This is a genomic window from Anaplasma marginale str. Florida, from assembly GCF_000020305.1.
Classification (GTDB): Bacteria; Pseudomonadota; Alphaproteobacteria; order Rickettsiales; family Anaplasmataceae; genus Anaplasma; species Anaplasma marginale.
In genome coordinates this window covers 863,551-882,755 of sequence record NC_012026.1, presented here as the reverse complement: position 1 = coordinate 882,755, position 19,205 = coordinate 863,551, and the positions used below count along the sequence as shown (strand labels likewise).

The window sequence follows — 19,205 nt, the reverse complement described above, 5'->3', positions numbered from 1 at the left end:
TGCATGTGAATTTCCACCACAAATGACGCAAAAATAGCCCGACTACACATGGAGAACTGCACCAACCATACACCAGCATCTCCGCAAGGAGGGGGGGGGGGAAGGTTGAGTCCCAACACACAAATAGGAAAGACACGCGCACATCGTATTGCAGCAGCAAACACTGCACATGCAGTATCTGGAGTGCTCATAAACATGGGCATGCTGATGATGGTCTGCACCGTAGCTGCGCTGTGCACAATAATGTTGTGTACAGTAGCAGCATGTTGTCCACCCATCATTGCAGCTGTAGCAGTGGCTGGCGTAGCTGCAGTGTTATTTTCAGTGATAACAGGATGTTCTATACGAGATTTAGTTGAATCTTGTAGGCAAGTTAAACAAGTAAAGGAAGAAGGACTAGCTACTGTACAATCATTACAACCTGTTCTTACTCCTGTAACTCCTATAGCTGAGAGAACAGGTAATAGAAGAATTGCCAAGCTCCTGACTGGTAAGGCCAAGGCTGAGGATGCAGCTCAGGCTGCTGTGGATCAGGGTACTGCTGTTGGCGGGACTAATAAGGTTATAGCTGGGGTTGCTACCAGTTCTGGTATTGTCAAGGTCATGGCTGAGGCAGATCCCAGTACGCTGAAGGATGCCACCAAGGCTGTTGGTACCACACCCAGTACTGCTACATGTGTTGGTACATGTGCCAGTGCTTTGGCAACAGGTTTGGCCGCGGCTGGTGTGGGGGTTGCTTGTGTTGCTCCCCTAGTTGCCGGTTTAGTAGCAGCTGGTGTGGGGGTTGCTGTTGTAACCGGTGTGTGGATTGCTGCTGGTACTGTGGGGGTTGCTTGTGCCGGTTTAGTAGCAGCTGGTTTGGCTGTGGGTGCATTTGCTGTAAGGGCTGAACTCCATTCTGCCAGGGTGCCGGTAGTATCCATGCAAGATCCTGTGCATAAGAGGGATACTACAGAATATGATGTCATAGAGAATTATAAACCACAGAAGATCAGCAGGATAAAGTGGCTCGCTCCTCCAGAAGCTGCCAGTCCAACGCATAGAATACTCATGGCCCTGGCTGGTGCCGCAGTGGTTGCGCTGTGTGCAGCAATAATATTGTGTGGAGTTTGTTGTACAGTAGCATGTCCATTAAGCACATGTATCATCATCGCTTTGGCTCTGGGCGCCGGTGTGCTGGCAACAGGTCTAGCCGTTGGGGGAGTTGCTGACCGGTATTCTGCCAAGGCTGCGTTGCCTGTTGAAACTAGTCCCATCGTGCTCGGGCAGCGTGCTTCTGAATGCCCCGAACAACTTCAAAATGAGGTGGCTGTCGAGACTGCTAACATGACTAGTGATAGCGTGCAGCAGACCCAAGACTGGGAACCTGTTGCCAAGGATGCAGGACAAGAGTGGGAGCCTACACAGCAAGGTCCAGTTGCTGCAAAGGAGGCTGTTGATGGTACTTCCCAAGCACCATCTGACAAAGCTGTAGATGCAGGACAAGGGTGGGAGCCTATACAGCAAGGTCCAGTTGCTGCAAAGGAGGCTGTTGATGGTACTTCCCAAGCACCATCTGACAAAGCTGACATAATGAAAGCCCTTGAAAAAGATGCAGGTTTCCTCAGTGCCGCCGAGAACCTGCTCCAGGCTATTACTACTGATCCCCGAAATTGGGAGCCTGTCGCACCCAAGACTGTCGCGCAACCGTCAAGAGCAAGATAGGGGGGTAAATTATCCCGGCACTGTGCGCAATAATGTTGTGTAGTGCTGCATGTTGTACAGTGGCATGGCCATACATTGCGGCCACAGCAGCTGGCCTCTTGTATGCTCTATGGCCTGGAGGATGGTGACCGGAACTATGAAACGCTGGTGGGGAAGAGAAATAGCCTACTGCCGTCATTTGCCTTGACCACATCATCACTGTCTAGGCTTATTTTGCCCAGGGATATAAGCCGTACTGCCTCAGGGTAGCACACGTGCTCCGCAGCCAGTATTCTGTCCGCGAGGCTTTCTACACTGTCGTTGTTCATGACCGGAACTGCGGCCTGCATTATTATCGGCCCGGCGTCCAGCTCTGGATAAACGTAATGCACAGTACATCCAGCGACTTTAACCCCAGCTCTCAAGGCCTGTTCTTGCGCCCGCATACCTTTGAAAGATGGCAGCAGCGATGGGTGAATATTGATCATCTTGCGATGCCATTTTTGAACGAACCCTCCCTCTAGTATGCTCATAAAACCTGCCAAGCATACCAAATCTACTTTGTGATCCGTCAAAATTTGATCAATTCGCTCAACATCTAAAGGCTTTCTCTCGACAACGAATGAACGTAACCCATAGTCATTCGCGATGGAGAGCCCCGCGGCTTTGGGGTTGTTTGATATTACGCACTCCACAACTGCGGGGAACGTGTTATCCAAACACGCTTGAGCTATTGCTGCCATATTCGACCCCCTACCGGAGATCAGCACACCAAGTCTAAGACGGTCTACAGCTGCCACGACGGCTCACCCGCCTCACTTTTCGTAATACTTCGACACAAACCTGTTGAGCAGCATTACACCGAACCCGGTCGCCCCCTTGGCGGACACAGCAGACCCGTCGTCATCCCAAGCAACGCCAGCAATGTCCAGATGTGCCCAGGGTACGCCATTTACGAAGCGCTGCAGGAATTGTGCGGCGGTTATGCTGTCAGCCCCATGCCCTTTGGTGGAAATATTTTGCACATCTGCCACCGGGGAATCTATCATCTTGTCATAAGCATCCCCCATGGGCATGCGCCAAAGCTTCTCATTAACTTCCTCGCCGGCCTTCGCAAGCTGCTCAGCCAGGGAGTCGCTGTTGGAAAAGAGGCCCGCGTATTGGTTTTCTCCCAGCGCAACAGTTATGGCTCCAGTCAAAGTTGCGAGGTCGACAATGAATTTTGGAGAAAATACTTTTTGTGTGTACCACAGGGCGTCAGCCAGAACCAGCCTCCCTTCCGCGTCTGTATTTAAGACCTCTATGGTCTGTCCGGACATGGAAGTGACAATGTCACCAGGACGCTGTGCGTTCCCACCGACAGCATTCTCAACCAGACCCACCACGCCAACTGCGTTCACCTTTGCTTTTCTCGCAGCCAAAGTCCTCATCAACCCGACAACAACCGCGGAGCCGCCCATGTCATACTTCATGCTCCACATACCCTTAGCAGGTTTGAGCGAGATGCCCCCTGTGTCAAAGGTTACGCCTTTGCCTACGAACGCTAGTGGGGCTCCACCACCAGGTGCCCCCGTGTATTTCATCACGACCAATTTTGATTCTTTAGTGCTGCCCTGGCCAACCCCCAGAAGGGCCATCATGCCCTTTTCCTCCATACGCTTCTCGTCGAGCACTTCTACCTCAACCCCGAGAGGGGCCAGCTCCTTCTGGATTCGCACTGAATATTCTTCCGGGTACAGAACGTTTGAGGGCTCCGATACGAGTGAACGCACGAAAAATACGGACTCTCCCTCCGCTTTCTTGAGTGCGTCGAAAGATTTTTTTGCAGACTCTGCATCCCCAGCAACCAACATGCTGATCTCCTGGACTGTAGAGGCATTGTCGGACTTTTTGCTGTGGAAATATTGGTCAAACTTGAAACTACGCAGGAACGCCCCGTAGGCCACTCTGAGCTCTGAACCACCGGGCGCGACTACTGTAGCGCTTTTTGCCTTGATTTTCTCAAGACTAGAATAGACTGCCCCGCCTAACTCCATAGCCTTGCTTTCCGTTATGGTGTCAGACTCCTTACCCAGGCCCACTACCAGCACCACCCCGCCATCATGAGTCAGAACTATAGGCATGGTGTCAGCGAACTTCCCGGAGAACATGGCCATGTCTTTGATTCTCAATACCGTCTTTCTCTCTTCAGGACGCAGAATCCCACCATCTTCAAGTACGTTGCTACCTTCAAAAACCCCCACAACAAGCACTGCGGTTTTTAGCAAGGTAGAAACACCGGAAGCAAGACCAAGAAACGAAACACTAACCATACGAGCCCCAAACCAAACAAGCACGAGCGCGCGGATTCTAGCACCATTTGCACGGTACTTCAAGAAGTAGATGGTGTATCTACCAACGATGCGAGTACCATAGCACATTTGGCATAAAGCCTAATGCAATGGGGCTGTGAGGTGCGATCTGGCGACTATATATGTATATTGGTTTGTCTGCAGCCGGGAATGTTGAGATCACACGAGAATTTTTGTTATGTATATTGGTTTGTCTGCAGCCGGGAATGTTGAGATCACACGAGAATTTTTGTGAGGTGTTTTGTGCAGAAAGCTTAGCTGCAATCTGTGCCATGCAAATCAGCTCGGTGCGAAAGCCGCGTGAGTGTAGCCAGCCAACAGCACTGCCGATAGTTAGGCGTTTTCGTCCACTGGTTTGCGCCACTCCAGAAACTTGCTGTGATGCTGTGTGGAGTGTATGATTCTGGCGGAGCATATGTGCATTGCCGGCGGGTTTCACGCTGTTGGGATGTGTAGAGAGTTGTTTTTCTTGCGTTAAGCGGTGCTGCGCGGTAATACAGGGTAATCTCTAGTGTTGTGCGTTGCGCGGCGTCGGCTCGGGATGGGTGGTAGCAACACCTGTGATCATTGGGTTTCTTGCGCGGAGTAGGCACGTGCGGTGGGGTTATCGTGCTCTGCTGGGGTTGTTGGTGTGCTATGGGGTTGGTTATGAGAGAGGTGAGGAAGTTGAATAAGTGGTTCGGCGGTGTTTTTGCTGGGTTGGCTGCGTTGTTGGTATGCTTCTCACGTGGAGCTGGTGCGGTTGATCCAGTGATCGTGAATTGTGTAGAAACTCCGGAAATTCACGATGTGAGCGAAATGCCCAATGTTTTTAACCTCTCGAACAATTTGGCGCGCAAGCCGGGGAGCCCAGTGGTTGCCGATGGGGAATTGGTGTACATCGTGGGTAGGGTGACGGATTCAAAATGCCATCCCTTGAGCAACGTCAGCGTGTTCATGTGGCAAGCAGACTCCCGCGGCGTATATAACTCGGGCAGGGTTGCAAGCTCTGGTGAGGCAGCTGGGAGTTCGGGCAAACCTGGCGAGGTGAAGTACGATGAGCACTTTAACGGCTCTGGCAAGGCAACCACAGACAATCTGGGTAACTTTGGCTTTGTTACAATCATGCCAGGTCGGCATATGGGTAGGTCCCCGCGTCTCCACTTCCTGTTAAAGCACCAAGATTTTCCCGAGCTTCAGACCGAGATGTTTTTTGAGGGGCTTGGTGGCTCTGAGGATCCGGGTTTCAGTAGGATTCCCGCATCTATGAGGAAGCTGCTTACTGCACGGCTGGTTGACGAAGGCGGTGAAACCGGGGTTAAGGTGTATGAGTTTAATATGACTTTTGCTGAAAACTTTGGTCCTGCTCAACAAAATGGTAACGATATTAATGCGGCCCCATAACGGCTGTGGAAGGCTCTAAGCTGACCGCGATGTTTGCGCATGATTGATTCGCGATGCGGTTTCGTTGTACACTGGTAGGTGTGTATTCCTAGGGTAATACGTCCGTGAAAGCGTATACAGACGGCTACGACTTAGCCGGAGTCATGGGCCGAGGAGCCAAAAAGGCGTGCGGGCCATTCGGGAAGCAACGTGGAAAGTTTGTGAGCCCGGGTGTGGTTCGCGGTAGCCAGCATGTTGGTGGCTATCCGTCGCTAGGTGTGCCCGTAGATGTTTTTGGTGGCCCGGGTGATGCCTGTGGTCGCGCGGCGCGCAAAATGGCGCCTAGCGTCTATCACAAGCCCAAGAAAAAGACTAAAGGCAAGTTTGCAACAGCTGGCTTCAAGGCGTTTTGCCTGTATGTTCGTGCTACCATGGCCCTTGTAGTTCTCATGACGGCGCCGGTACTGCTATTGTGCGCTCTGTCGAGACCTGTTGCAGGGGCGGAATACACATGGGCCAGAACCGTGCCATACAGCGCCATGAAAAGAGGTGGTAGGGTACGGTTAGGGTTGATGCACCGGATGCTCGGGCCCACAGTCAGGCAAATGTACGCTTATATGCACGTGTTGCTGTTTAACCTTGCGACATTTACCCTGCTTACTTATGCGCTATCGGGTCCGATAGTTGGTGAGCACTTCTCCTTTGGGAAGTCAGTGTTGTGGGCCTTGGCGCCGACTGCAATTATGTTCGCCATCAGCATTGTGTATCACTACGCATCGTGGTACATGAAGCTCAAAGACTCCCTTCCTGCGAGGCGCGCCTTCAGCCTGATATGGCGCGGTGTTGCCAGCGCTCATGATAGGGCTGATGATTCCGCGTTTAACCTGATGTTCAGGGAGCAAATCCGGGATGCCATGAGCATGTCTTCCCTTGCTAGGTGCGATAGGCAGTTGTTGATGGGTATTCCAACCGCCTTGTTTGCTTTGGGGTGCTACGTATACGACAGGCAGAGTGGAGAGGAAGATCTGGCGTTGAACTTCAGAGAAGCTGCTGCAGGTTCCAAGATATGCGGACTGTCTGTGGACACGAAGACCAAATGGGGTCTGTTTAGAGACTAACAGCAAGGCGCTTGCCTGGAGGTTTGTAGAATCCCGGGGCGTGTTCCGCGCGCGCACACAAAAAATATGCTGGATGGGCCGGTGCTTGCTGCCGGGCAATACGTGCTCTGGTTGTTTGCGTTGGTTCTGTATGGTACCATACTGCAGGGTGCCACCTGAGTGCGTGGGGGTCTAATGAATGCCCGTTCCAGAATGGGCAGAGGCGCTCTTTTTGGTTTTACTGAAAATGTGTGCCTCAGTCTATGGAAGAGGGTGTCGCGTACGCTAGCGGACCGCAAATAAGTACTTCGTCCGAGGACGTGTTGAGCCGTACTTGCAACACTATTCCGGATGACGAGGCTAGGGTGTACGATGTGCGGAGCAGGATATACACGGCGTATATGCTGTGTAGCTCCGTGCTGTGTGTGGTGCCTATAATCCCGTATTACATCTCTAAAGAGCTATACAGAAGAGGCAGGATGGTGGGGGCAGCTGTCAGCATGGAGCTGTTTCTATGCCTGCGTTCTGTGCTGGCCATTGAGCTCATATTTGCAAAGGTCCTGCTGATTGCATTCAAAAAATATCCCACCCTGCTGAATGGGTTTTTCATACCTCATCTAGACCTGGCTGTGCTATTTTTGGCCTCCATGTGCACTATTCCTTTGTCTATAATCTCGATGACATGGCGATACTATTGTGTGTATGAAATGGTTAAAAATACACAGTGCGGTGTATGTCACGCGCTTCTAGAACAGAGCTACCTGCGAGATATCGTGTACGGCATGCCGGCGCTTGTTAGCTATAGCGGCTGCAGCGGCCCATTTTTCGCTCATGAGAATGTTCAACGCAAAAAGATCTATGACGGCTATGTTGCGTATGAGGTCTACCTATACTGCACGTCATATTTGTTATTGCTTCCTGCGTGCATGGCCCTGCTATGCAATTACTTTTATCACAAACGAAGAAAGACCGCGATGTCAGTAGTGCGGGCGCTAAGTGCGTTGTCTCACGTTTTGCTGGTCAATATTTTTCTCGTCGCCACAATTGCATATATTGCCTTTTTACAGGTTGGGAGCCCACCATTAATGGGGCTTCGTGGTGATCCAATAAGCATTGCTGCACTTGTGGGAATATTGTCATCCGTTGCAATATTAATGGGAGCGACGGCATTTTGCTGCTACTTGGTTCGCAAGGGGGCGTGCTCTCTTGATCTTGAAGTGCCCGACAATATAGCCCGTTCCGTACTCAAGTTTGGCATACTAACCACGGCGGTTTGCAACATCTGCGAACTGTTTGTGATTAGGGAAGAATTCAGAGATAGCAAAACCGCATACCTGGGGAGCAAATTTGCTTACGAAATTTTCTTCCGCGTGATTACCTCCGTGCTTATGCTTCCCGCATGCCTCGCCCAACTGTCTAGTGAGCTATACGCTGCGGGCAAGAGAAAAGCCTCAGCTATTGCTGACAGGGTGTGTTTATTTTCAGAGATATTGCTCACCAATATCCTAGTTCTTGGTGCCCTGTTTACGGGGGTGTTACACATACCATGCCTCAATAGCGTGGTGAAAAATCCCACGTACGTTGGGTTCCTCGCCGCTCTTGTGGTCTCTAGTGCAATTCTTGTGATAGCGGTGGTGTGTGACGCGCTGTACATCACAAGGAAGTCGGGAGAAGGGGGCATTGGATGGGAAAATGCCGTGCTGTATGATGCGCGCATAGAAAGCAGCCTAGCCAACTTTGGGTTGCTCAACCTTATGGCCCGAGGTACGATAAGCTTGGTTTTGTTTATTCTAGGTAAGGCCGAAAGTAGAGAAACCGACCCTCGGATTGCACACGCGAATTATGATATCAGAATCGGCAGCGCGGCGTCCATACATGATTGTGTGGGTGCCGGCGTTCTACATGGTCGCTAAGTGAAAAGCGGTAGATAACGCCCGTACTACCCGAATCTCAGCTGCAGTGCCGTTTGTATATACCTGTCAGCGCCTGTAACAATACAAAAGTGCCGCCACCTATGTGTAAACTACGGGCTGTAACTGTTTGCTCCGGATTCTGCGCGCGTGGTGGGCGTTTCCTTCCGCCGTATCGCTAGGGCCCCATCCAACACAAATCCCTCTAAGCTATCCCCAGCGCTTACTTTGCCGGAGAGCAGCAACTCTGCCAGCTGGTCTTGTATATTGTGTTGTATGAGACGCTTGAGAGGGCGTGCTCCGTAGGTTACATCATAACCGCGCTCTGCTATCCAGGATTTCGCCTCTGGCAGAAGAGTTATGGTGAGGCCCTTGTCACTAATTATTTTCTGCAGGTAGGACATCTGAACGTCGACTATGCGCCCTATATGTTCTTTGGCTAGCCTGTTGAATATGATGATATCATCAAGCCTATTCAAAAACTCTGGGCGGAAATGCATGTTTAGCACCTCAAGCACCTTCTGGCGCGTGACTTCTGCGCTTTCGCCTGTGGCACCATTTACCAGAATTTCCTGTCCAATGTTTGATGTTAACACCAATATTGTATTTTTGAAGTCTACCAACTTGCCCTTGCTGTCTGTTAGTCTGCCCTCATCAAGGACTTGCAGCAATATGTTAAAGATGTCTGGGTGCGCCTTCTCTATCTCGTCAAACAACACCACCTGATACGGCCTTCGCCTTACCGCTTCTGTCAGCATTCCACCCTGCTCATACCCCACATATCCTGGTGGCGCGCCTATCAGCTTTGCGACCGAATGCTTTTCCATGAACTCAGACATGTCAAACCGCAGCAATGCAGACCTGGAGTCAAACAAAAACTCGCTTAGCGCCTTGGTGAGCTCGGTCTTCCCGACACCTGTTGGGCCTAGGAATAAAAATGACCCCATGGGTTTCTGCGCATCTTGCACTCCCGCTCTAGATCTTCTAACCGCGTTACTCACCGCCCTGACCGCGCTTTCCTGTCCTATAACGCTTTTACCTATTTCTGCCTCCATATTGAGCAGCTTTTCTTTTTCGCTATTCATCACGTTTTCTACGGGAATGCCGGTCCACCGTGAAACTATTGCCGCAATGTCGTTTACTCCTATTTCCTTCCTCAGCATAGTGCCAGCTACTTCTTCATGCTGTTTCAATTCCTGCTCTAGCGATGGTATTACTCCATACATTAGCTCCCCAGCCCGAGATAGGTTGCCAGACCTTTGGGCCTGTTCGAGCTCGATACGCGCCCCGTCGAGCTTCTCAGTCAGCTCCTGCATTTTTGAGATTTTGATCTTTTCAGCCTGCCACTTGCTGTTCAAATCTGCAGCTTCTGAACTCAGCTCATTGAGCTCCGCATTAATAACCGCAAGACGCTGCTGAGACGCCTCGTTTTTTTCGTTTTTCAAAACTTCTGACTCTATCTTGAGTTGCATTATCCTTCGGTCTATGCTGTCTATAATTTCGGGTTTACTGTCTATTTCAATTCTTGCGCGGCTCGCGGCCTCATCTATTAAATCTATGGCTTTGTCTGGCAGGAACCTGTCAGTAATGTAACGGTTAGACAGTGTTGCGGCAGCAACGATTGCGCTGTCGGTGATTCTTATACCATGATGGAGCTCATATTTCTCCTTTAGGCCCCTTAGTATGGAAATTGTATCACCAGTGGTTGGTTCTGCGACGAATACGGGCTGAAATCTTCGCGCGAGTGCGGGGTCTTTTTCTATATGTTCGCGATACTCATCCAGCGTGGTTGCGCCAATACAGCGTATTTCCCCTCTGGCAAGAACAGGCTTTAATATGTTAGATGCATCCATAGAACCGCCTGTTGCTCCCGCCCCTACTAGCATGTGCAACTCATCAATGAATAGTATGATTTTGCCGTTTGAGGCGACTATTTTTGTTATTACGGCCTTCAACCTCTCTTCAAACTCCCCTCTGTACTTCGTTCCGGCTATGAGTGAAGCTAAATCCAGGGCGAGCACTTTCGCGTCACGCAGCCACATAGGAACGTTGCCGGAAATCATAGCCTGAACTAGCCCCTCTACGATTGCGCTCTTCCCCACCCCGGGTTCTCCGATCAATGCTGGGTTGTTTTTAGTCCTGCGGGATAAGACTTGAATCAGCCGCCTAGTTTCGTCACTCCTGCCAATTACCGGATCCATCTTACCTTTTGCGGCCAGTTCGGTCAGATCTTGGGTATACTTTCTCAGTGCGTCAAATTGCTGTTCCGCGTTTTCGCTTTCGGCCCTCACTCCGTCGCGCATTCTTTCGATTAAGGCGTTAAGCTTCTGCGTTGTTACTCCCTCATTTAGCAGCATTCTTGACACGCTGCTTTCCACAACAACAAGAGCCTGCAGAAGCCGCTCTGCCGTTACGTACACATCTTGGTTGCGCTTTGCCAAACTCGCTGCTTCGTCTAAAATCTTTGCCATCTCTCTGGAGAGGCTTAAATGCCCGCTTCCTGAGCCACTTACTACCGGCAGCTTACTCAGCATGGTTGACAGAGCGCCAGTGATCTTGCTCACCTCGGCCCCACATGAGGATATTAAGTTGCCGACCATGTCATTTTCCTCTTCCAGCATTACATTTAGTAGATGCTCTGGAAGCAAAGACTGGTGCCCGGAGGATACCGCGAACATTTGCGCGTTCATTATGAAACCCTTTGCCTTTTCGGTGAACTTGTTTAGATCCATGATGGTTATATGCCTAACTTTTCTGCACATAGATATATGTCATGTTCCACTAAATTTGTATGGAGCTGCAGAAAAAAATGTGAAGGGGCCTATCGATGAAGAATTTTACCCCTGGCCACCGTGTTCGCGGCTGTATAAAGGTGCACTATATTTCTTGTCAAGTGCCTGAATAGGGCTTACCATCCCCACTCATACACTTGTAGGGGTTTTGAAGATTAGGTATGGCTGATCGCTTGCGGGGTAAGGTGGCGTTGATTACTGGTGCCTCGGGTGGAATTGGGGCAGCTGTAGCCAGAAGGCTTGCCAAGGAGGGTGCTAGGGTGGTTTTGGTTGCTCGGAACATGGGCAAGCTGAAAACGCTGTGTGATGAGATACAGGAGTCTGGTGGTGAGGCTATATTGGCTCCTATAGACATACAAGATTATGAGAGCGTGCATAGCTTGGCTCTCTCCGTGAAGAGCAAGTTTGGTTGCCTTGATATTTTAATCTCTGTGGCCGCGTCGCTCGGGGGTCTTGGCCCCGTGCAGGAATACGAACCTGCAGTTTGGAAGGAAGTGATGAATGTGAACCTCTTTGCAAACTGGTACCTCATCAAGCATTTTGACGCCCTTCTCAAGAGTGCCCCGGCTGGCAGGGCAGTGTTTGTGACGTCCGAAGCTGCGAGGTCACTACTTAATTACTCGTATTTTGCGCCGTATGCTGCAAGCAAAGTGGCCCTAGAGGCTATGGTCCAGGTGTATGCAGTGGAGACCAAGCATAGCAAACTATGCGTAAACATTGTGTACCCGTGCAGTATTGACAGCAACATTTACTCTCAGATCTTTTCCGCGCAGAAGCAATCCAAATTACTGGCACCTGATAGCGTCACAGACAAATTTGTGGAGTTGGCGTCCGAGGAGTGCTGCGTTACTGGCCAAATATACGAGCTGACCCAAAACATTGAGGAAGAATAACGCGCTCTCACGTCACCAACTCTGCTGTGCGAGTGTGGCATCGGAAGCAGAGGCGAATCATAAAACAACCGACTAGCTGACTTGCTGCCGGGCCAAGTTTTGTACGTACAGAGGTGCGAGGAGGTTACAAAAAGGGAGTTTTGTTGCATGAAGGGTGACGTACAAGTGGTGTCTTGAACGGAATAACCGCCAACGGCACTCCCGCGTAGCACCGGCTTCGTGCCAAGCATCATGTGCTCTTTAAGACAGGAGAAAATCGGAAAAGCCGTGCCACCACAACTCCACTGTATGCTGCAGAGAGTACAGAGACACCACGTTACACGTGACCGCTTTTATACACGGCTGCATTTTACAGTTCTTTTATGGTTACCAGCATGCACCAATCAAGCTCCGACTCATGGTGCTGACTGCACACCAGCCCGCATGCAGCATTATCGAGGATTTTCACACATGCAGCGCGCTCATGTGGCGAGCACGGCCACCACGGGCAGCCTGCATCAACACTGCTATCCCCCAGGCATTACCCCAGGGGAGACAGGGAAAGAGCGGCCCCCTAGGCGATGCACACGGCACGGCCATCCCGCTCTTCCCAAATATGTGCTTAAAAGGCTGGGTTAGAATCCGCCCATCCCTCCCATGCCTCCGGCTGCTCCGCCACCTGCTGTGTCCTCCTTGCTCGGGACGTCCACAACTACTGCATTCAAGGTCATGAATACAGCTGCGAGTGACACAGCCAAGTCAAACGCGATGCGCACTACCTTCAGAGGGTCCATAACCCCAGAAGCGAACGCGTTGGCGTAGTTCATGGTGTCAACATTGAAGATCAGCTCTTTGTCATTCTGCTTCATAAGGTGCTGGATAACACACGGAGCCTCTTCGGATCCGGAATTTTTGATGATCCTCTTTATTGGAGCACAAACAGCGCGCTTTATGATATTAATACCAAGTTGCTCATCATCATTTTTCCCTTTGATGCCGTCCAGAGATGCAAGCGTGTATAGCAGGGCAGCTCCACCACCAGGTACCACGCCTTCCTCAACCGCAGCCCTAGTTGCGTGCAAAGCATCTTCAACCCTATCCTTACGCTCCTTGACTTCAACCTCACTAGAGCCACCAACCTTAAGTACGGCAACCCCACCTGAGAGCTTCGCCAGCCTCTCCTTCAGTTTTTCCTTGTCGTAGTCAGAAGAAGAAACTTCAATCTGAGACTTAATCTGGCTAATTCTGCTGGTAATGCTGTCAGCGTTGCTGTCGACGCTTCCTATGATTGTGGTTGTATCCTTAGTTATGCGCACAGTCTTAGCAGTACCGAGGTCATCCAGAGTGATGTCCTCAACCTTTACTGCGAGCTCGTCGTTTACCACGTATTTCGCACCGGCTATTACAGCAATATCGCCGAGCATGTCCTTCCTTCTGTCGCCGAAACCAGGTGCCTTGACAGCTGCAACCTGCAAGCCTCCGCGAAGCTTGTTGAGCACCAGTGTACTTAATGCTTCACCCTCTACGTCTTCCGCGATGATCAGCAATGGCCTTCCTGACCTAGCGACGTTTTCTAGTACTGGCAGTATGCTTTGTACTAGATTGATTTTCTTTTCAGTTAGGAATATGTACGGATTCTCGAACTCCACCAGCATCTTCTCAGCGTTGGTGACGAAGTAAGGGGAGAGATATCCGCGGTCAAACTGCATACCGTCAGTCCTTTCGACCTCAAGGTCCTTGAACCCCTTGCTTTCCTCAACCGTTATTACCCCGTCTTTGCCAACTTCCCTTACGCACTGTGCTATCTTGCCACCTATGTTTTTATCTCCGTTGGCAGATATAGTAGCAACCTGTGCAATCTCATCTTCAGACGCCACTTCACGCTTCATTGATAGCAAAGCTGTGAGAACAGCCTCCTTGGCCTTCAAGATCCCGTTTTTTATGCTTATGGTATCAGCGCCAGCGGCCTTGGCTCTGGACACTTCCTCAATAACTTTTGCAGTCAGTATGGAGCATGTGGTAGTCCCGTCACCAACCTTATCGTTACACTGAGACGCGCTCTGAGTAATTATGTTCGCGATAGCGACTGCCAAAGGTTCCTCGGGCTTTATGCTCTTCATGACTTTGTATCCATCCTTTGTGATCTCCGGGGACCCATAGGGCTTGCTAATAGCAACGGTAAGCCCCTTTGGGCCGGCAGTGCAACCAACAGCATCCTCCAGAATGCGCACCACCTCCCTTATGGACTTATCTAACGCCTCGCCCGTAACAACAACATTCGCCATTTGTAACCTCCTAAATCAAACTTAACAAACCAAACCTGCGTACCGGACTACGCCTCCTTAGCGATTATGTCGCTCTCTTTCATGACTATGAACTTCTTTCCTTCGAGCTCTACCTCGTTTCCGGCCCATTGACGATAGTAAACTACATCACCAGCCCTGACCGACATGGGTGTAACCTTGCCTTCGCTGTTCAAAGCACCGGGCCCTACAGACACGACCTTGCCCCTGGTCGGCTTTTTCTTAGCCGAATCTGGAAGCTGTATGGGAGAATTTCCTCCACTATCTTCCAAAGCCTCAACCAAAACATTATCATGCAACATAGCTAGATTCATAACTATCCTCCGAACATTTTTTGTGACTGATCGCGTCACGATAACTCTGGCGGTTATATAGGAGCCGAAAAATTGAATTTCAAGAGTGGTGGGACACGATTGGTAATTTTTTTTTTAGTTTTTACTAGCTTGAGGCGCTGTTGGCTTGCATGTTCTTTCACAATGCGTAGGATTTCCCCAAATGGTTTTAGTTTATTTCTTAACTAATTTGGAGCAATGAGATGCGAGACAGTTCAAAATGCGAGCAGCTCAAATTCGGGCACAGGGCGAGGCTCAGAGAAAGGCTGATATCTGGTGAAGGGGTCGGACTGCTCGACTATGAAATTCTGGAATTGATTTTATGCTCTGCTCGCAGTCGCGTGGACCTAAAACCTATTGCTAAGCAACTTATCGCGGAGTTTGGTACTCTTTCGAAGGTGATATACGCAGATGTGGCAAAGCTGAAGAGAGTGAAGGGAGTTGGTGAATCTTCAGTTGCCGCAATATTGTGTGTGCGAGAGGCGGTGATACGCACGCTAAAAGGCGAAATGAAATATGGCGTGGTAGTGAATGAGTGGCAGAAGTTATTGGATTATTTGCGAGTCAAAATAGGAAACTCAAGCGTGGAAAACCTGTGCGTTTTGTACCTCAATAAGAAATATCGCATAATCGCAGATGAAATACAAAATACTGGCACTATAGATGAGACTCCTTTATACGTGCGCGAGGTTGTAAAAAAGTCGCTTTTGCATGATGCCTCATACATCGTAGTGTCGCACAATCACCCAAGTGGTGATCCCAAGCCATCCAAGGCGGATATACACATTACCAATAGGTTGCAAGAGGCTTGCTGTAGCATGAACATAGTGCTGGTGGACCATGTGATTATTACACCAAAAAGGCACTATAGCTTCAAAACCAACGGCCTGTTATAAGCCTACCATTCGGGCGCATTTTCATAATGCCTACGGAGGGTTGACTTACACCATTTTGTGTTGTAGAGTCGCACCCCTCAACGTGGTGCTGTGAGTTTGCTTGGTTTCCCTGTGGAGTGGCGCGTTTCTGACGGAATGGTCGACTATAAAGCAGCTTTGGATTTTATGACCTCCAGAGTTGATGGTATTTTGGAGGGCAGAGAATCGGAGATGGTCTGGCTGTTGGAGCACCCTTCAGTATATACTGCTGGTGTCAGTGCGAAGGATGGAGAGTTGCTTTCTGAGAACAAGTTTCAAGTTGTACGCACCACCCGTGGCGGGAAATATTCATACCACGGCCCCGGGCAGCGGGTGGTTTATGTGATGTTGCATTTAGGGCGCAGGGACAAGCGTGACGTAAGATTATATGTACGTAACCTTGGGCTGTGGGTAGTTGGCACACTGGCGGAGTTTGGCATTGATAGCCATTTTGATGACGACAACACGGGTGTATGGGTGCAGTATAGTAGGCAAGCGAAGAAAATAGCCGCTTTTGGAATAGCAATCCGCCGTTGGGTGACTTACCATGGGTTTTCGGTGAACATTAGCACAGATCTTGGCTGCTACTCAGGCATCGTGCCCTGCGGCATAGCCGGTTCTCACGTCACGTCGCTTCAGGATTTGGGGGTTACCGTGCCCTTTGAAGAGTTCGATGCCGTGCTGCAGCAAAAGTTCGACACTATCTTCTTGCAATAGGTTTTATATGTACGCACTCAACTATATGGTGTTGTCGTGAATATTTTTGGTACAGACGGGGTTAGAGGTAGGGCTAATGTATACCCCATGGACCCAATAACCGTACTTAGGCTTGGGATGGCCATAGGGCTTGAAGCCAGAAAGGTTGGAACTCAAGTGGTTTTGGGCAAGGATACTAGAATTTCGGGATATATGGTAGAGTCCGCATTGGTTTCTGGGCTGGTTGCCATGGGCGTCAACGTGGGCCTATTGGGGCCAATGCCCACTGCGGCCATAGCTACGCTTGTCAGAAACCTACGTGCCAGCATGGGCGTTGTGATTTCCGCTTCACACAACTCGTATTTGGATAATGGAGTGAAGATATTCGACAGCGAGGGGATAAAAATACCCCTGGAGCTGGAAGAAGTGCTCGAATCTAACGTGCGTGCCGAGCTAAGCAGCGACCTTGCCCAAGTACGTGGTATGGGTAAGGTGTATAGGATAGCTGGTGCGGTTGGGAGATACATAGAGTTTGTGAAAGGCACATTTCCTAAAAGGCTGAAGCTGTCTGGCATGAAGATAGTGGTGGATTGCGCGAACGGCGCCGCATACCACATAGGTGGCGAAGTATTCTGGGAATTAGGGGCAGATGTGGTGGTTATTGGAAACAAGCCTGATGGGCTAAACATAAACCACAATTGTGGGTCTTTACATCCTGAGGGTATGGTACAAAAAGTATTGGAAGAGGGGGCAGATATTGGCATTGCCCTGGACGGAGACGCTGATCGCGTTGTTGTGTGTGATGAAAAGGGCAGACTCGTTGATGGAGATCAGGTAATAGCGTCAATCATGCGGCACTTGCGCGCGACCAAGTCTATTACCGACGCAGCGGTGACTACTATGTCGAGTAAGTCAATAGATAGCTATGCTAGAGAGCTGGGCGTGAGGCTGCACAGGTCGGAAGTGGGTGATCGTCACCTTGTGGACACAATGCGACAACACTCGTGTAGCGTTGGAGGAGAGAAGTCTGGACACATTATTTTGTGGGAGCATTCCACAACTAGCGACAGCCTGGTCGCCGCGCTGCAAATTTTGTCAATAATGCTTTTGGAGAATAAAAGCGCGAGTTCAATATTTGGTGATTTTGTTCCAATGCCTAGAGTGCATAGGGATATACCCTATAGTATGGAGTTTGATCACATAGCGCGGCTGATAGGGCCTACTTTGTCAGATGTAGAACAAGCGCTGGGGAGAGTAAATGGCAGGGTAATATTTAGAAGGTCTGGAACTGAGCGGCTTATAAGATGTGTGATCGAGGGAGAAGATCCCAAGTTGGTGGCATTGGTTGCGGACGAGCTTTCCATAAAACTGCGCGAGTTGGGCGTGGAAAACGGTGTTGAGCCAGAAATGCAGTAATGTGTGATATCCAAGCCGGCGGCCGCAACTCATTCAGGCACTCGGTAGTGCAACAGTGTTTGTACGCAAGCTGTGTAGCCACTCCTTTTTTGAAAATGGTGCCGAGAGCGATGCGATTGTGATATAGCGATCAGGAAGCCAGGTATACGGTTTTTCCGGCGACAACAGTCCGCAGCGCCTTACCTTTTACGGTCCTGCCGTGAAACGGCGAATTCTTAGACTTGCTAGCAAATTTGGTTGTGTCTACAGTCCACTCATGGTCCAAATCAACCAAAACCAAATCCGCCACCAGGCCCTTAGCTATTCTGCCTCTTGGGATTTTTACTATATCCGACGGCTTGTCAGTTAGCTTAGACAAAACCTCCAGCAGGCCCATTTTCCCGCTATGATACAACTCCAAAGAGAGTGGCAACATGGTCTCCAAGCCAACTACACCAAATGCACAACTGGAAATTGGTAGCGCTTTGTCCTGGCACGAGTGAGGCGCGTGGTCTGTTGCAATGCAGTCTATCGTGCCATCTACAAGCCCCTCGACCATGCACAGACGATCCTCCTCGGTTCTAAGTGGGGGGTTCATCTTGGCCATGGTCCCGTGCTCTCTGACTGCATCTTCGGTCAAAGCAAAATGGTGAGGAGTAACTTCGCACGTGACTGGCAGACCCTCATTTTTTGCGGAACGAATCAAATCGATAGCCTTTTTCGTGGACACGTGCAGCACGTGATACCGCGCGCCAGGGACCTCGCGCAGCAGCTCTATATCGCGACCCACCATGATGCTCTCAGAAAGGTCAGAAATCCCCTTCAGACCGAGTTCCTGTGAGACCTTCCCCTCGTTAATACACCCACCGTCAGAAAGGTGGCAGTCCTCCGCGTGTTGGGCAACTACAACACCCAGGGTGCTTGCGCATTCGAAGGCACGTTTCATGGATAGTGCATTCATCACGGGCGACCCGTCGTCTGTAAATCCCAGAGCGCCAGCTTCCTTCAGAGCGCGCATATCGCACAATGATCCGCACGGTTTTGTTATTGAGCCATAAAACTCTATGTTGACGCAAGAGCTTTCCAACGCCCTCATCTTCAGGTACTTTGCAACCATGACGCTGTCTATGTGCGGGGATGTATTAGGCTGACACACCACCGTAGTTACCCCACCAGCGGCCGCAGACCTACTTCCTGTATCGATAGTTTCTTTATGCTCGCCACCGGGCTCTCTGAGATGCACATGGATGTCTACTATTCCTGGCATCAAAACACGCCCGCCACAATCGATTACTTCGTTTGCGCTTGATTGAAAATCGTCAGCTTTGTGCTCACCAAAGCCAAAATGGGAAATTTCCCTCCCCCGAGTTACAACGTACCCAGGTGCGTCTGTGTTGGACCCGGGGTCAATAACCCGCGCGTTCACATATGCGATGACGTAATCCGGGCGCTGGCCGCCACCAAGCAACTCCCAAGATTGATTTGCATACATGTCCGC

14 protein-coding genes are annotated in these 19,205 nt (G+C 50.3%); 8 read left to right on the top strand and 6 right to left on the bottom strand.

Translation table 11 applies throughout. The annotated features are described in order from the left end of the window. The first annotated feature begins 105 nt into the window (after positions 1–105). Positions 106–1,704, top strand: a complete 1,599-nt coding sequence (locus AMF_RS08695) for a hypothetical protein (protein WP_041660072.1) — start codon at positions 106–108, stop codon at positions 1,702–1,704. Between the two features lie 134 nt (positions 1,705–1,838). Here the strand turns inward: AMF_RS08695 and purN are convergent, their stop codons facing one another. Both purN and AMF_RS08685 read right to left on the bottom strand, forming a co-directional pair. Further along, entirely contained in the window at positions 1,839–2,483 is a 645-nt protein-coding gene (gene purN / locus AMF_RS08690) for a phosphoribosylglycinamide formyltransferase (RefSeq protein WP_012659060.1), read from the bottom strand. A gap of 15 nt (positions 2,484–2,498) precedes the next feature. Beyond that, positions 2,499–3,995, bottom strand: a complete 1,497-nt coding sequence (locus AMF_RS08685) for a leucyl aminopeptidase (RefSeq protein WP_029209734.1) — start codon at positions 3,993–3,995, stop codon at positions 2,499–2,501. 687 nt (positions 3,996–4,682) lie between these two features. Here AMF_RS08685 and AMF_RS08675 point away from each other — a divergent pair. The 3 genes from AMF_RS08675 to AMF_RS08665 all read left to right on the top strand — a co-directional run bounded on the left by AMF_RS08675 (position 4,683) and on the right by AMF_RS08665 (position 8,406). After that, positions 4,683–5,417: a protocatechuate 3,4-dioxygenase gene (locus tag AMF_RS08675; RefSeq protein WP_044051816.1), complete on the top strand. Its 735-nt coding sequence runs from the start codon at positions 4,683–4,685 to the stop codon at positions 5,415–5,417. A gap of 104 nt (positions 5,418–5,521) precedes the next feature. After that, positions 5,522–6,514 carry a hypothetical protein gene (locus tag AMF_RS08670; protein ID WP_011114512.1) on the top strand — a complete coding sequence of 331 codons (993 nt, stop codon included), beginning with the start codon at positions 5,522–5,524 and terminating at the stop codon, positions 6,512–6,514. Between the two features lie 242 nt (positions 6,515–6,756). Further along, positions 6,757–8,406 carry a hypothetical protein gene (locus AMF_RS08665; RefSeq protein WP_010268195.1) on the top strand — a complete coding sequence of 550 codons (1,650 nt, stop codon included), beginning with the start codon at positions 6,757–6,759 and terminating at the stop codon, positions 8,404–8,406. Positions 8,407–8,516: 110 nt separating this feature from the next. Here AMF_RS08665 and clpB read toward each other — a convergent pair whose 3' ends face one another. Further along, positions 8,517–11,135, bottom strand: coding sequence for an ATP-dependent chaperone ClpB (gene clpB / locus AMF_RS08660; RefSeq protein WP_011114510.1), 2,619 nt, complete (start codon positions 11,133–11,135; stop codon positions 8,517–8,519). Between the two features lie 221 nt (positions 11,136–11,356). Between clpB and AMF_RS08655 the strand changes: the two genes are divergently transcribed. Continuing rightward, on the top strand, positions 11,357–12,088 hold the full coding sequence (locus AMF_RS08655; protein WP_010268191.1) for an SDR family NAD(P)-dependent oxidoreductase: 732 nt from the start codon (positions 11,357–11,359) through the stop codon (positions 12,086–12,088). Positions 12,089–12,702: 614 nt separating this feature from the next. On the opposite strand, the gene groL is transcribed toward AMF_RS08655, so the two are convergent. Beyond that, positions 12,703–14,352, bottom strand: coding sequence for a chaperonin GroEL (gene groL, locus AMF_RS08650; protein WP_010265648.1), 1,650 nt, complete (start codon positions 14,350–14,352; stop codon positions 12,703–12,705). Positions 14,353–14,399: 47 nt separating this feature from the next. After that, positions 14,400–14,684 (bottom strand): co-chaperone GroES, encoded by a 285-nt coding sequence (locus tag AMF_RS08645; RefSeq protein ID WP_010265645.1) that lies wholly within the window; start codon positions 14,682–14,684, stop codon positions 14,400–14,402. 221 nt (positions 14,685–14,905) lie between these two features. Here AMF_RS08645 and radC point away from each other — a divergent pair, with 221 nt between their 5' ends. The 3 genes from radC (at position 14,906) to glmM (ending at position 17,728) form a co-directional block, all read left to right on the top strand. Further along, on the top strand, positions 14,906–15,598 hold the full coding sequence (gene radC / locus AMF_RS08640; RefSeq protein WP_010268187.1) for a RadC family protein: 693 nt from the start codon (positions 14,906–14,908) through the stop codon (positions 15,596–15,598). A 90-nt stretch (positions 15,599–15,688) separates the two neighbouring features. Next, positions 15,689–16,333 (top strand): lipoyl(octanoyl) transferase LipB, encoded by a 645-nt coding sequence (gene lipB, locus AMF_RS08635; protein ID WP_010265630.1) that lies wholly within the window; start codon positions 15,689–15,691, stop codon positions 16,331–16,333. 36 nt (positions 16,334–16,369) lie between these two features. Continuing rightward, positions 16,370–17,728 carry a phosphoglucosamine mutase gene (gene glmM, locus AMF_RS08630; RefSeq protein WP_010268183.1) on the top strand — a complete coding sequence of 453 codons (1,359 nt, stop codon included), beginning with the start codon at positions 16,370–16,372 and terminating at the stop codon, positions 17,726–17,728. 130 nt (positions 17,729–17,858) lie between these two features. Here the strand turns inward: glmM and AMF_RS08625 are convergent, their stop codons facing one another. Then, positions 17,859–19,199: a dihydroorotase gene (locus AMF_RS08625; protein ID WP_035062455.1), complete on the bottom strand. Its 1,341-nt coding sequence runs from the start codon at positions 19,197–19,199 to the stop codon at positions 17,859–17,861. Positions 19,200–19,205 lie beyond the last annotated feature (6 nt).